This is a genomic window from Brevundimonas sp. GW456-12-10-14-LB3 (genome assembly GCF_059424365.1).
In genome coordinates, this window is the sequence record NZ_JBWKZJ010000004.1 from 26,864 (window position 1) to 40,325 (window position 13,462).

Annotated in this window: 13 protein-coding genes and 1 tRNA gene; 9 read left to right on the forward strand and 5 right to left on the reverse strand. The window is 63.1% G+C overall.

The features are described 5' to 3' along the window. Positions 1-13 precede the first annotated feature (13 nt). The 3 genes from AC07XS_RS02875 (at position 14) to AC07XS_RS02885 (ending at position 2,082) form a co-directional block, all read left to right on the forward strand. Positions 14-439 carry a hypothetical protein gene (locus tag AC07XS_RS02875; RefSeq protein ID WP_182713442.1) on the forward strand — a complete coding sequence of 142 codons (426 nt, stop codon included), beginning with the start codon at positions 14-16 and terminating at the stop codon, positions 437-439. Positions 440-578: 139 nt separating this feature from the next. Continuing rightward, positions 579-941: a hypothetical protein gene (locus AC07XS_RS02880; protein ID WP_182713441.1), complete on the forward strand. Its 363-nt coding sequence runs from the start codon at positions 579-581 to the stop codon at positions 939-941. Between the two features lie 175 nt (positions 942-1,116). Beyond that, the gene (locus tag AC07XS_RS02885) at positions 1,117-2,082 is read left to right on the forward strand and encodes a DNA cytosine methyltransferase (RefSeq protein ID WP_182713440.1); all 966 of its coding nucleotides are present in this window, start codon (positions 1,117-1,119) and stop codon (positions 2,080-2,082) included. Here the strand turns inward: AC07XS_RS02885 and AC07XS_RS02890 are convergent. After that, positions 2,079-2,564 (reverse strand): thermonuclease family protein, encoded by a 486-nt coding sequence (locus AC07XS_RS02890; protein WP_494732649.1) that lies wholly within the window; start codon positions 2,562-2,564, stop codon positions 2,079-2,081. The two genes, AC07XS_RS02885 and AC07XS_RS02890, sit on opposite strands and share 4 nt — an antisense overlap. Then, on the reverse strand, positions 2,561-3,319 hold the full coding sequence (locus AC07XS_RS02895; protein ID WP_182713439.1) for a hypothetical protein: 759 nt from the start codon (positions 3,317-3,319) through the stop codon (positions 2,561-2,563). The genes AC07XS_RS02890 and AC07XS_RS02895 overlap by 4 nt, the downstream gene beginning before the upstream one ends. Positions 3,320-3,859: 540 nt before the next feature. Here AC07XS_RS02895 and AC07XS_RS02900 point away from each other — a divergent pair. Continuing rightward, positions 3,860-4,771 (forward strand): NaeI family type II restriction endonuclease, encoded by a 912-nt coding sequence (locus tag AC07XS_RS02900; RefSeq protein ID WP_182713438.1) that lies wholly within the window; start codon positions 3,860-3,862, stop codon positions 4,769-4,771. Between the two features lie 14 nt (positions 4,772-4,785). Here the strand turns inward: AC07XS_RS02900 and AC07XS_RS02905 are convergent. Beyond that, a tRNA-Glu gene (locus AC07XS_RS02905) sits at positions 4,786-4,860 on the reverse strand. A 57-nt stretch (positions 4,861-4,917) separates the two neighbouring features. Here AC07XS_RS02905 and AC07XS_RS02910 point away from each other — a divergent pair. The 5 genes from AC07XS_RS02910 (at position 4,918) to AC07XS_RS02930 (ending at position 10,573) form a co-directional block, all read left to right on the forward strand. Next, on the forward strand, positions 4,918-5,391 hold the full coding sequence (locus tag AC07XS_RS02910) for a DNA mismatch endonuclease Vsr (protein WP_182713437.1): 474 nt from the start codon (positions 4,918-4,920) through the stop codon (positions 5,389-5,391). Between the two features lie 70 nt (positions 5,392-5,461). Then, on the forward strand, positions 5,462-7,447 hold the full coding sequence (locus AC07XS_RS02915; RefSeq protein ID WP_182713436.1) for an ATP-binding protein: 1,986 nt from the start codon (positions 5,462-5,464) through the stop codon (positions 7,445-7,447). Continuing rightward, entirely contained in the window at positions 7,447-8,673 is a 1,227-nt protein-coding gene (locus AC07XS_RS02920; protein ID WP_182713435.1) for a PP_RS20740 family protein, read from the forward strand. Before AC07XS_RS02915 ends, AC07XS_RS02920 begins: the two co-directional genes overlap by 1 nt. Before the next feature lie 42 nt (positions 8,674-8,715). Continuing rightward, positions 8,716-9,828 (forward strand): CBS domain-containing anti-phage protein, encoded by a 1,113-nt coding sequence (locus AC07XS_RS02925; RefSeq protein ID WP_182713434.1) that lies wholly within the window; start codon positions 8,716-8,718, stop codon positions 9,826-9,828. A gap of 46 nt (positions 9,829-9,874) precedes the next feature. Further along, complete coding sequence (locus tag AC07XS_RS02930) at positions 9,875-10,573, forward strand: hypothetical protein (RefSeq protein WP_182713433.1); 699 nt, start codon at positions 9,875-9,877, stop codon at positions 10,571-10,573. Between the two features lie 184 nt (positions 10,574-10,757). On the opposite strand, the gene AC07XS_RS02935 is transcribed toward AC07XS_RS02930, so the two are convergent. Together AC07XS_RS02935 and AC07XS_RS02940 are read right to left on the reverse strand one after the other, a co-directional pair. Further along, on the reverse strand, positions 10,758-11,150 hold the full coding sequence (locus tag AC07XS_RS02935) for a nuclear transport factor 2 family protein (protein ID WP_182713432.1): 393 nt from the start codon (positions 11,148-11,150) through the stop codon (positions 10,758-10,760). A gap of 774 nt (positions 11,151-11,924) precedes the next feature. Further along, positions 11,925-13,373: an acyl-CoA thioester hydrolase/BAAT C-terminal domain-containing protein gene (locus AC07XS_RS02940; RefSeq protein ID WP_182713431.1), complete on the reverse strand. Its 1,449-nt coding sequence runs from the start codon at positions 13,371-13,373 to the stop codon at positions 11,925-11,927. Between the last annotated feature and the right edge of the window lie 89 nt (positions 13,374-13,462).

Sequence of the window (13,462 nt, forward strand, 5' to 3'; positions counted from 1 at the left end):
CTGCAGCCCGAAGATGGTCCGCCTGATCAAGGCGATCGCCGAACATCCCGATCTTGATTTCCGCCTCTGGGCCGGAATGACGATCCTGATCAACCTGGATGTGGGAGGCCCCTCGGCCGACGCCGAGGATGTGGCGATCGACGTGGTCAGCTCGTGCCTGATCAGCGGTGCCTACCGCGACCATCTCGACGACGAGTTCGACCTGGTGACTCAGCCGGACGGCGCCGTGACCCACGTCGACTACGACGCGGTCTACGGGGAAGACATCCGTGCGGCCGCCCTGCTGGCGCTCATGAAGTCGCCGGATCTTCAAGCCCGCCAGCTGGCTCTGCGCGAGCTCGCCATGTCCACGGCCAACGAGGCTGACGTCGAGGTCACCGCGGCGGCGCTGTTGCGCGTCGCGGATTGGATCTCGGCAGAGAACTTCACCACCCACTGACCCGCTTCACCCCAAGCTCCCAGATACCGTCATGACCGTTCCCCACCCTCAATCCTGGCGCGCTCCGCCCAAGCAGAAGACTCCGCCCGGGGCGCTGCCCCATTTTCGCGGACCCTTCACCTGCGAAATGGCGTGCGCGATGCCGCTCCGGGAAGGAGCGCCCGTCCCGCCGCTGATGTACGCCGCCCTTCTCTCCCAAGCGCCGGATGCGGACGGTTACAATTTTGTGGAGGTCGAGGGCGGCTGGCCGCGGCATCCTGTGAGGATTGTCGGACGGTCCGCCACTCACCTGGCGGTCGACCACCCCGTCCTGTTCGAAGTGCCGCCGCAAGACGTGGCCAGTCTGGCCCTGTTCGACCACCCCGATCCCGGGTCGGGCGCGCTGTTGTTCTACGGCGCCTTGCGCTCGAATAAGGTTCAGGCCGAACCGGAGCGCCGTTTCGAGTTCCCCGCCTTTGGAATTCTCCTGAAGCGTCCGCCAGGCGCGCTCAGCATTCCTTAATTCCAACGCTCCGCAGCTCTAACACAGGCTCGGACTCCGGACCGATGTGGCCTGCATCCACAGTGTCGGGGCCGCCACAGCAACAACCCGGCGACACGGCCTGTGGCCCACGTTACATTTTAAGCAGGCGCACCGGACGAATCAGTCCTTGCCTGCATTGCTTAGGGACAGCGCCTTGACGGCTTCCTCGTTCACCTCTCTGGAACTCTGCGCCGGCGCGGGCGGACAAGCGCGTGGACTGGAGCTTGCCGGGTTCGGCCATGAGGGTGTCGTCGAAATCGACGCCGACTGCTGCCAGACCCTGCGCCTCAACCGCCCCGCCTGGAAGGTGCACGAGCAAGACTTGAATACTTTTGACGGCCGCGCTTATCGCGGAATCGATCTGCTCGCTGGCGGACTTCCATGCCCTCCCTTTTCGGTCGCTGGCAAACAGCTGGGCGACAAGGATGAGCGCAATCTCTTCCCCGCGGCGCTGCGTCTGGTCGACGAGACCCGGCCGAAGGCGATTATGATCGAGAACGTCCGGGGCTTTCTGGACCCGGTGTTCGCCGACTACCGCAACCTCATCAAGGCGAAGCTGAAGAAGCTCGGTTATGAGGCTGACTGGAAGCTTCTGCACGCCTCGGATTACGGTGTGCCGCAACTTCGGCCCCGGGTGGCGATTGTCGCTCTCCGCAATGACTTGAAGGATAACTTCTCCTGGCCGGTGCCTGCTTCAATTCCGACCAAGACGGTGGGCGAGACGCTGGTGGACTTGATGGCGGCACGGGGCTGGCGCCTGGCGCGTGACTGGGCTGACCGCGCGAACACGATCGCTCCAACCCTGGTGGGCGGGTCCAAGAAGCACGGTGGTCCGGACTTGGGACCAACCCGGGCAAAGCGCGCGTGGGCGGAGTTAGGGGTCAACGGCCTGAGCTTGGCGGATGAGGCGCCGGACCCCGACTTCACTGGCAACCCGCGCCTCACGGTGCGCATGGCTGCCCGCATCCAAGGCTTCGGGGACGAGTGGCTCTTCCATGGGCGCAAGACCGCCGCCTACCGACAGGTCGGCAACGCCTTCCCCCCGCCGGTGGCCGAAGCGGTCGCGAACCAGATCCGGATCGCGATCGAGCAACCCGCCGTCTACAAGATGACGGCTTAGCGCCCCCGCTCGCGGCGCCAATCCCAAGGCGCTTCGAACTCGCCCTGCCACACGCCGCGGCGCGCCGCCCGTGCCGCGTCCTCCTCCTTGCGATAGGCTGTACCGGCGTATCTGACGTAGCGGACGGCAAGTCCTTCCGTCACCAGCCACGCGCCAATGTCGGTGCGATCCACAGAGCAACGAGCCACGATGCGCTGATAGCGATCTCGATCCAGCGGGTTGCAGTTTACCGGGCGCCCTTTGAGCCACCGGTCAAGGGCGCGGGCTGCATCAACGCCACACCGGTATGAGGCCCCTCCGGCTTCGCAGCTCTGGGACGCCTCCGGAGCATCTATCCCCCACAGCCGGACGCGCTGGCCGTGTATCTCGAGCGTATCGCCGTCGATGACCGACGCACGGCCTGAAAGGCCGGAGTGGCTGGGCGAGGAACAGGCGCCCATCACCATTGCCGCCACCGCGATCCGGAGAACGGAGCTCATCATTCAGCTGCGATGGCTTGATCGGATTTGGCCTCGAGCGAGCCGGATCCTGCCGCCGAACCGTCGCCCCAAGACCAGGGCGCCAGAAGCTCCCCATTGCAGACAGGATCCAAGGCATCCGCTTCTGCGAGAGCCCACCTTTTCCACTCTCTCAGCTCGGGGCCATGCCCATCCTCTGGAAGCGCAGCGACCATGCTTCGTATGTCCTGCGCGCTTCTCCAGGCAGCGCCTTGAGCAAACAGGCGCTCGCGGCGGGCCTTCGCCTCCTCCGCCAGCCGTTCCCGCTCTCGCTGCTCTGCTTCCACTCGCCGCCGCGCCACCTCAATCTCGTTCTCCCGTCGGCGCTTGAGCAGATACTCATGCCATGAGACGCAGCTGGAGCGGAATTCGGCCTCGCCCGCCACGACCATCGCGAGCACGATCTCCGTGAGTTGATCCTCGAGCTTTCTTGCGTCGCCGTCATTCCAGGCACCGTTTGCACCTTCGGCGGGCCATCGCGGTTTCAGCTCCAGCCGCAGTGGCCCGGACGCATCCTTACGTGGTTCGTGCTCACCGTGCCGGTTCGGCCTCGCACCGGGGTGGTCGAGCGTAAACGTCAAGTTCTGCTCACCAATCACGGCGCGCAGATCACGCCCCGCCTTGTCGCAAACTTCTAAACGGCCGCCGATTTTGGCCAGCCCGCCGCCGATCGCGTTGAGGAGGCGAAGCCGCCGCTGCTCGAACCCTGACACGAAGCGGGGCTCATACCAGGACGCCATCCAAGAGACTTCGCGCTGTTTCGCCCTGAGCTTATCGTCCGCCTGAAGCAGCTTCCGTATGGGCGGCACGGGAGCTGACAGATCCCTGCACCTCGCCACCCTGCCCAGCCGCTTTGCTGTTCGCGCACGGACGTCATCCAAGGGTTCTATAAAGACCGGAGCCGGGGGATCAGCTTCGGCGAGCTCAGCGGCAGGGTCGTACCGCCACGCCCTTCCGGGGGTGCTTCCGATGTCCACGGCGTCCGGCATGCCCGGCCCGCGAAGCGGAAGCGCTGCCTTCACCACCGGTTTTCCGGCCTTCAGTTTCGCCCAGTATCCCCGCTCAGGCACCGGCACATGTGCCCGCACGCAGCACTTCTTAATCCAGACGTCTGAAACCCCGAAGCTGGCTGCGACAGTCCGGACGGGTTCAGCCCAGACCCGGTCGTAGAGAGCTTCCCTTGTAAGCGTCGGCATACTGTTCTCTGCTACTCGCGATGGTGTGCAAGACGGGTACGACGGCCTCTGCTTACCGGTTAGTGTCGCGAATCGGAGGACCTCATGCGCGTAAGCATACCGGACAGCGCCGTAGCCCACGGCCATGACGACCATGACCGGCTGTTGAAGCTGGAAACGGAGATCGTCCGGCGTCTCGGGGGCCTGAAGGGTGTCCAACGAGACATCCCCATGCTGTTCCGCGACTGCATCGACGATGTGATGCAGACCGCCAAGACTGGGCGGCGTTCGTACGCCGAGCTGGAGAAGACCGAGAAGACTTACATCGGCACCCGGATCGAGATCGGCCTGCGGGCGCTGCTGGGAGTTCCGCGCCGTAAGCTGGACCTCCTGCTGCTCGGGGAAGATGTTGACGTCAAACACACCATGGGCGGCAACTGGATGATCCCCGGTGAAGCCCTCGGACATGTTTGCATTCTCATGGCCGCGGACGAGAGGAAGGCACTTTGCTACATGGGCCTGTTTGTGGCCCGGCCCGAGTATCTGTCGCTCGGGACCAACCAAGACCGCAAGCGCACTTTGACCCCGGAAGGCTTCCGGCACGTCAAATGGCTGCTCAACGGATTCCCTTATCCGGCGAACTTCTGGCGATCCGTATCAGCGGCTTCGATCGAGGCGATCTCATCTGGACGTACCGGCAACGACCGGGTGAAGGCGCTTTTCAGAGAAGTCCAGGAACGGCCGATCATCCGCCGCGTGATTGAGGAGGCGGCCGCCCCGCAAAAGGACTTCATGCGGCGCATCCGGAAGGACGGAAACGGAAAGTCCGGCACCCGGGGCGACTTGGCGAAGGAGGGCATTCTAGTGCTGTCGGGCAACTATAATCAGGAACTGATCCGCGCTTTGGGCCTGCCGGCGACTGGCCCCAGTGAGTTTATTTCCCGAAGAATACGCGACGATGGCGAAGCCAGCCTGGCACGGCGCTCCGGCTTCGATGTTCCTTCGCCGGCCGGCTGAAACTCCAGTGAGGCTGGCAGTCCCTAGGGGAATCGAACCCCTCTTTTCAGGTTGAAAACCTGACGTCCTAACCGATAGACGAAGGGACCTCAGCGGCGGCCGCTTAACACGGCGCTCTCACGCCTGTCATGCGTTTAGCCAATCCTATGGCTGACAAACTCACCCCCGCCAGGCGCAGCGCAAACATGGCGCGCATCCGCAGCAAAGACACAAAGCCTGAGATGATTGTGCGCCGGGCGGCGCACGCGCTCGGCTTCCGCTTCAGACTTCACCGGAAAAACCTCCCGGGCAAACCCGATCTGGTCTTCCCGGCCCGCAAGGCGGTGATCTTCGTCCACGGGTGCTTCTGGCATCAGCACGACGCCCAGCAATGCGCCGACGGCCGCCGCCCGAAGTCCAACACCGGTTACTGGTCCGAAAAGCTCGACCGGAACATCGCGAGGGATGCGTCGGCTCAGGCCGCTCTCGCACAGGCGGGATGGAGATCACTCGTCATCTGGGAATGCGAGACGACCGACCCGTCCAAGCTTTCACGCATCATCCAAGACTTTCTCAAGCCGCTGCGCGGACAACCGGAGGGGGAGTTGACGAAAACCTCTCGCGCCGCCATCGAAGAATAGACGATGCCGGGACCGAAGGTGAGGGGACCTGAGAGACTATGGGGTCGTCGCAAGATACACGGGGGCGGGATTGTCAGACACAGCATATGCCGACAGCCGGTCAGAGCTCGAGAGCTTTCTGGCCTCCGCCGACAATGAGGGGCAGCCCGTCCAGACGAAGCTGCAGGCGAGCGATCGCGTCATAGCGCGTGTCACGGACGGGATTTACCGCGAGCCAGCCTCCGCGCTGCGAGAACTGATTTCGAATGCTTGGGATGCTGACGCCAACACAGTCACCATCCTGACTGACGCCCCGCGCTTCAGCCGGATCTATGTGCGTGACGATGGGCAGGGGATGTCCCACCAGACGCTGTCGCGTCTGGTCAAGTCTATCGGCGGCAGTGCCAAACGGCAGTCTGAGGGCGCCGAGCTTGGTATCACCGACGCTGCCGATCCGAGCAAGACCAAGGGCGGGCGCCCAATAATCGGAAAAATAGGCATCGGGCTGTTCTCGGTCAGCCAGCTCGCGCGGCGCTTCCGCATCGTCACCAAGATGGCCGACCGGCCTTACCGTCTTATCGCAGAGATTCAGCTCCGCCAGCTGGAAGAGCCTGACCAGGACGACAGCGACGATGTCACCTTGAGCGGAACGGTCACGATAACGCGCGAGGGAACAAGTGATCTTGCTGCCCACGGGACCGACATCCTCCTGGATGACCTCAAACCTGCGGTCCGCGACATCCTGCGTGATGCAGAGCGCTGGCGGGCAGTCGAAAATCGCGAGGAGGCAGAGCAGCGAGGGGACTGGGAAGAGGCCCGCCAGCTCAACATCACCGCGCCGCGCTTCCATTCGGGATGGATCAGCGGCGGATTGAACTCCGCGGAAAACACGGTGCAGCTGACCCGCAAGCCCCAGTTTCCCTGGAGTGAAGCTGCGCCAGCGTCCGACCGAATGCGCGCGATGTTGAAGGGCATCGAGGACCAGTTCAGCCATCTCTACCGGCCCGATCTTGAAAACACCTTCGACTACTACTTGCAGATGGTCTGGTCGCTCGGCCTCGCGGCGCCGGTCCCATACGTGGATGGACATCCATTTGACCTGACCGCGAAGGACCGCATCCGGCTCTATTGGCTCAGCAATGCGGCGAGGGACAGCGCGATCGAGGTCCCCCTGGCGCCCGGTCAGACCGTCCGGCAAGCCGTGGCGCGCAACGTCACGGGCCAGCCCAAGCTCACCGACGGTCTTGATCATCCGGCGGGCGAATTCCGGGTGCTTATTGATGGCATCGAACTGCGGCGGCCCGTCAGCTTCAAGTTCCATCAGAGCACGGAGCGCGGGCTTCAGAGCTCGATCCTGATGGTCGGCCGCTATGCGCCCGACCTGTCCCGCGTGGCGCCGGGCCAAAGCGGAGGCGCGCTGGAGCTCGAGGGCTACCTGTTCTGGAACGGCCGGATTATCCCTAAGGAAAACAACGGCGTTTTGGTCCGCATTCGCGGGGCTTCGGGAGCGCTCTTCGACCGCTCCTTCTTCAGCTACCCCGTCCTTGAGACCCAGCGCCTGAGACAGATTACATCGGAGTTGTTCGTCAAACACGGGCTCGATGCAGCGCTCAATATCGATCGCGAGTCGTTCAACTTCGCTCACCCACATTTCCAGCTGGTTTCGACGTGGCTGCACCGGGCGCTTCGCCAGGTGACGAACCGGCAAAAGGAGTTGACAGCGCGGCTGCGGGAAGAGCGGCAAGCGACCGATCAAGCCGCCACTCAGGACGCCATCCTCCAGTTCGCCCAAGATGTCTGGCAGTTCCGGCAAGGCAGCGAGCCGCCGCCCGACATCGCATTCACAGACAGCGCACAAGAAATCGAAGTACACCGCCGCGCAGGCGGTTCAGCGTTCGACCGCCGCAAGCTGACCTCCATTCACAACGCCCCCGGAGCAGAACGGGCAGCGCGGGAGGTTCGCGCCAGCGCCCTTGTTCAGGTCCTCACGGCCTACGGCCTGCTGGAGGCGCTGAACTACGACGAGCAGCAGAGCCTGATCGACGAAATTCTCCAGATCTTCCTGGAGCGCCGCTGATGACCGACGCTCCTGTAAACAACGCGCATCCGGCCGAAGCTGCGGCAGCCGCGCCAGAGGACGAAGATCTCATCGCCGTGTTCGGCGAGGACCTGGCGACTGTTCCTGAACCCATGCCCGCCGACGCGGCTGGATTTGCGCCCTGGCATCACCCGGTCAAGCAGGTGGTGCGTCAGAAGCAGTGGGTGAGTCAGGTCGAGGTCTACTTGAGAGACCACGTGGAGCAACCCCGGACGCTGCGCTACTTCACCCTCCCCGGTCCGGATATGCTGGATGTTCGGGCGCTGGCGACCGTCTGCGCTCCCGCCGGGCATAAAATCGAGTACTTCGGCTTCGACAGCAGCGGCTCAGACGCCGACAGCCCGCAGAGCGCCAAGCGCTTCAAGACCGAGGCCGCCCTGCGTCAGGCCGATGTGATCACCGACAACATAATGGTCCATCCCGACCGGCTCGAGGACATCGCGGTTCCTGGGTCTCACACAGCGGAAAAGCTGAAGTCCCAAGCCGCGTTCGACATCGTCAACATCGATGGCTGCGACCACCTGGCGTTCACCCCCAAAGGGCGCCAGGTAACGACCTACCACGCGCTCAAAGTGCTGCTCGCACACCAGGCGAAGCGCGACGAACCCTGGTTGCTCTGGATAACCACCAGAGCAACCCCGGCGGACCTCGGCGATCCCATGGGAGATTTTCAGGCGGCGATCCGGTCCAACACCCAGCAGTCGGAGGAGTTCATCGGCGCCATCGTCGAAACTCTGGGGCTCACCCGTAACACCTATGTAGCGGAGATGACCGAACTCTGGTCGGCTCGCGACGAGCGCTTTCTCAAGCTCTTCACGATTGGTTTGTCGAAGTATCTCCTGCAGCTACTGCACGAGCAGCCCAACCATCCCGCCAACGTCGAGCTGAAGAGCGCCTATGCCTACAGGGTCTTCGCCGACAGCCCTGACATGCTGGCGATCGCCTACAAGATCACCCCTGGCCCACGCAGGCTGCTGGAACCCGGACAGGCTCATCAGAGGCAACCGCTCGAGGTTGCCCACGCGGTTCGCGTCGCGGAGCGAACCCGCCGGCTCTGGAACATCGACCAGGCGATCCAGGAAGACGCCGAACTTCTGGAGCTGGCTGTAGACGGGACCGTCAGCTTGCTGGCCGCAGCCGATTATGACGTCGAGGCCTGGCGTCAGTGGGTGAGAGACCACCATGTCCGGCCGCTCGCGATCTAGCAGCGCTTCCACCGGAAAGGGCCTCAGACGGGGTGAAAGCGTATGAACAAATTGCTGGCGGATGCGGCTGAGCAAGTCTCCCAGGGCCGCTACGTCATATTGACGCCTCGTGAGCTCCTGGACGCCTACGGGGCTAAGCGTCGCGGACGCTACGTGGTTGAGGAAATCCGGGACGATCTGGAAGAGGCCGGCCTGATTACCCAGCCCGATTTCGAAACGGTATGGCTCGACGAAAGCATCTACATCGTGGGTGAGCCGGATCGGGAGGCTTCGTCTGCGGAACAGCCCGAAAGCGCCGACTCCACGGCCTCGGAGGATAGCGCCGCCTTCGACGAAAGCAGCGAGGCGGCTGATTTGGTGCGGGGTGATCCGACCTACCGGATCAGCAAGCTGGCGTCCGCCACTCAAGGGATTGTGTCGGTGAAGCCAGATGCGCCTCTCATCGAGGCCATCACCATCATGATGGCGAACGACTTCTCGCAGGTTCCCGTCATGCCGAACTCGCGTGACGTGGTCGGCGTCGTCAGCTGGCGGTCTATCGGCGCGCACCTCGCGCTATCTCAGGATGGGCCGCGGCCTCAGACACTGGCGGCGAGAGAGGTCATCGAGCCGTCGCACGAGATTCGCTCCAATCGCTCGTTGTTCGAAGCGATCCCCCTCGTGCTGGCGCACGAGTATGTGCTTGTGCGGGGTGATGACCGTCAAATCTCCGGGCTTATCACCGCCAACGATCTAAGCGTTCAGTTCCGTACGATTTCCGAGCCCTTTATCCTTTTGAGCGAAATCGAAAACCTGTTGAGAGGCATGATCGCGCGGCGCTTCGACGTTTCGGAACTGGCTGCGGCGCGCGCGCCGGCCGACCAGGGCAGGGCGATCACAAGGGTCGATGATCTGACGTTTGGCGAATATGTAAGGCTTCTCGAAGAGCCTGGCCGCTGGACCAAGTCCCGCCTGACAGTCGACCGGGCGACGTTTTGTCAGTATCTGCGGGACGCGGCGAAGATCCGCAACGAGGTCATGCATTTCGACCCGGATGGTCCCGACGAAGGTGACCTGCTGAAGTTGCGTCACCTCACCCGCTTTTTGAAAGATCTCGAGACTTTCAGCAGTGCGGGCGACGCGCAGGAGGGCGGCGGGGAGCGGCCCGACCGTTGAACGGGGGGATTGCGTGGGGTGCATGGTCTGCGGCGAAAGCCGGACAGTGAAGGCCCACATTCTCCCCCGGGCCCTTTTCCACGACATGAAGCGTGGAGACCCCATCCTTGGTCAGCGTAAGGATGGTCCGGGCCGACGAACGGTGCAATCCGGAGATTGGGATGACCGCATCTTGTGCAGTCAGCATGAAGCGGCTCTGGGCGAAGCAGACCGCTATGCCATCCGCTTCTGCCGGGAACATGTGGCCGCGGCGGCGTCAGCCACCAATGCGGCCTTTCGAGAGATTTCGCTGAGCCGCCCAGATTTGCTGGTGACGTTTGCGTGTGCATGCGTGTGGCGCAAAGCGGCTGTTATGATGCGGGATACCGGAGAGGATTTCCTGGGTCCGGTGCGGACCCGACTCGAACGTCGGCTTTTTGAGGCGGATTTCGGCTGGGAACCTGAGCTGATAGTGACCCAGCATCAAATCCTAGACGGCGCCTTCAGACCTTTGAATATCGGCATCCTGCCTACGCCCTGGCGGATCGAAGGATTGCGGTTTTGGCGCTTCGTGATCAGCGGCCTGATTTTCGACCTAAAGCTCGATGATCAGCCGCTGCAGAAGTCCGCCGATCTGTGGCCGGTGAATGGCCGCGAGAACGCGATCGTTTGGGTGGAGGGGCCCATACTGGCGACCGAAATCCCCGGCTTGGTGGAGAGTTTCCTTCGCATGGCGGGCCCTTCCCTCGGAAGCGCGCATCACTAACGCCCGCGGGCGAGAGAGGTGTGTTGGCTTCTAGCATCTGGCTCGGTCCTGCATCGCAATCCCGAGGCCTCGTTTGCGGTGAATGGTCGGTCTATTCGCCGCAGAACATGCGGTGAATAGACCGCTCTGGTCCGGCAGGACGATTGAAAGGCCGATTCTCCGGGCGGCTAACTACAAGCGGCTTTCAAGGTATCACCTCGGATACCTTGGCGACGATCCGCCACTCTGTTCCCAAACGGTAGAGATTCAGCTGGTCGCGGTAGGCCGTTCCGTCGAAGTGGAGGGTGACCCGGGCGAAAGCGGAGTCAGGACCGTTCAAGCTGATCTCGTGCACCTCGATCCAAGCCGCGGCGTCCGGTTCTGACGCCCAGGCGCTCGTCAGTTCTTCGAACGCCTGAACGCCGATCGTGGGAGTTCCGTCCACACGGCGGCGGAACACATACTGGCCGCGCGGTGCAAACGCCCGCTCCAGCGCGGCAGCATCGGCGTCTCGCATCCCACGCTCGTAGTCGCCGATCACCTCCATGATGGCCGCGTTGGGCACGTCGCGCACCTGCGCCACGGCCGCGGAGGCCATCGCTCCTAACCACAGAGCGGCCAACCGCCGGTCCCCAAAGCTTGGACCCCTGGGCGAGTAATTTCATCGTTGTACCTCCGGCGCCCTAACAGCGCGTTTGCTTTCGCTCCAAGCGAGCCAACATTGATGTTTCCATCTGACAAGACCGCGCACCCGAGTGTCGGGTTTCTGTCGGGCCCGTCGGATGTGAAATGTGCGCGACCGCAACCGATGGACTATTGGGGCGCGTCGGCGTCTGACAAACCCATGATGACCTTGAGGCGCCCATCGGCTGAGGGACGCCACACAGTCACGAAAGGACTCCCCGCCCAATATCGCTGAAAACACTCATGTTTTTCGGCGCAGCGTGCCATCTGATACCGATTGATTTCATCTAATCACATCCATTTCTGGCTAGTTTCTGGTCAGCTTCACAGCGGATGCCGACCCGTTAAGGACGATTGCACCGGCCCTTACCTCGGGGCAGGCGGCTGTGATGTCGCCACGTGGGGCGGACCTTCGAACGGTCAGGACGGGTGGGACTGCCGAGGACCGTGCACGGGGGCCCCGGGATGAGCCCTAGAACGTGCAGATGCATCCAACCACGCCCATCGGCACAGGCCTGTCCGCATTAGAGCCACAGACGGAATGCTTCTGGCGCACAGCGGCCCCACTGCGTTTCTCGTTCTCATGGAGACCCGAGCAAATCACGCACGCTATTGCAGGCCCGATGATGGGTTGAGGTCTGATCAAGTTCCCTCGGTGATGTCCGGACAGCTGCCGAACAGGCGCCGGTCAACGGCTATCTTCGCCGAGGGATCGCCTGAGAAAATCGACCTTCGCCACCCAAGCTTCAGCTTCCGCCCGACCTTGCTCGTCAAGGATCGGGGCAAAGGCGGAGGGATCATCGACCTGCCAAAGGCGGTGGGGATAAAGGCCGTCGCCGCAAAGGAAATGGCCGCCTGCAGGGCTTATGTAGGTCTCGACCTGTGCGCCGCGCCCGGCGGCGTCCATGGCGTTGGCTAGACTACGGACCATCGATCCGCTGCTCCAGGTCCGATCGCGGTCCCCTCCAATCAGGAAGAGCGATGCACCGGTGCGTTCAATCGGGATCCGGGCGGCGCGGGCCTCGCGAGCGAACTCCGCGCGCGCTCGATCATAGCGATCTGTATTGTCGATGAATCCGTCCCGCCTGTCCGCATAGGTTGGAATGTAGGCCAGCGGGCGCCCATTGAGGGACCAGCTCGAAAATGTTCCGGGAGCGGGAACGGATCGATCGTCGCCAGATGAGAAGGCATCGCCATACCCTTCCCAGACCACGTCACTGGGAACGCAACCGACCGCAGCCCGCACCCACGGATACGTAGCAGCGCCGATCATCGCGAATTCACCGCCCTTGCTATTGCCGACGAGCGCGATCCGCTGGACATCCGCCTCAGGCCGCGCAGACAGCCACTGGCGCGCTCGATCCAGCAACTCGATCGGAATGTTGTGGTGGCCAGGGGGCAGCGGCAAACCCTCGGCCTCGTAAGGCCAGGCAAAATAGGCCAGGGCGAAAGCCGCAAACCCCGCCTCGGCATATCGCTGCGCCTCGGCACGGGCCTTGGTGAGGTTACCTCCCTCGCTTCCGTGAAGCAGGATCACCGTGGGTCGGGCCTCAGCGCCCGCCGGAGCGGCGAAGACTCCAACCAGATCGGGGGAAACAACGTCGACGCGGGTCATCGAGGCGCGGAAGCGGTCGATCCCGAACCGATGCTCGGCGATGACTTCCCGGCCCCGTGTCACACGCAACGCGAGGATCGTATCTGTTTGGAGCGACACGTCCTGTCTGGCGAAGGCCTGTTCCGCGACCGCCGGATCATCGCTCCGGCGCGCCGACCAGAAGAGGGTTCTGGGTCCTACGACCAGGCTGGTTCCCTGTTGAGGCGCTGCGGACGCTGTCGTCACTATGCCGGTTTCATCGACCACATAAGTGGCCCAGCCATGCATCAGCGTCGGCTCGGGACGCCATCCACCGGATCCGTCGGACACCCAACGCGTCATCTGCCGCAGCAGGTGGAACCCAACTGTCTCTCCCGGCGTCAACCCTTCGACCCGCAGCTCAGGAACCTCGCCGATCGCATAGGCATCGCGCATCGTGATCCGAGTAGAGGACACGACCGCCGGATCGGATTGCGAATGGGCAGGCGAAACGCTTGCCCAGACAAGGGTCAGCGAGAGAGACAGGGGAAGTAGCGCTTTCATGATAGGCTCCGAGGCGAGAGACTCCGGCGACTTGACGCGTTTTGCTTTGGACAGCGGAAAAATGCGACGAGCGGACACCGTGGGGGATG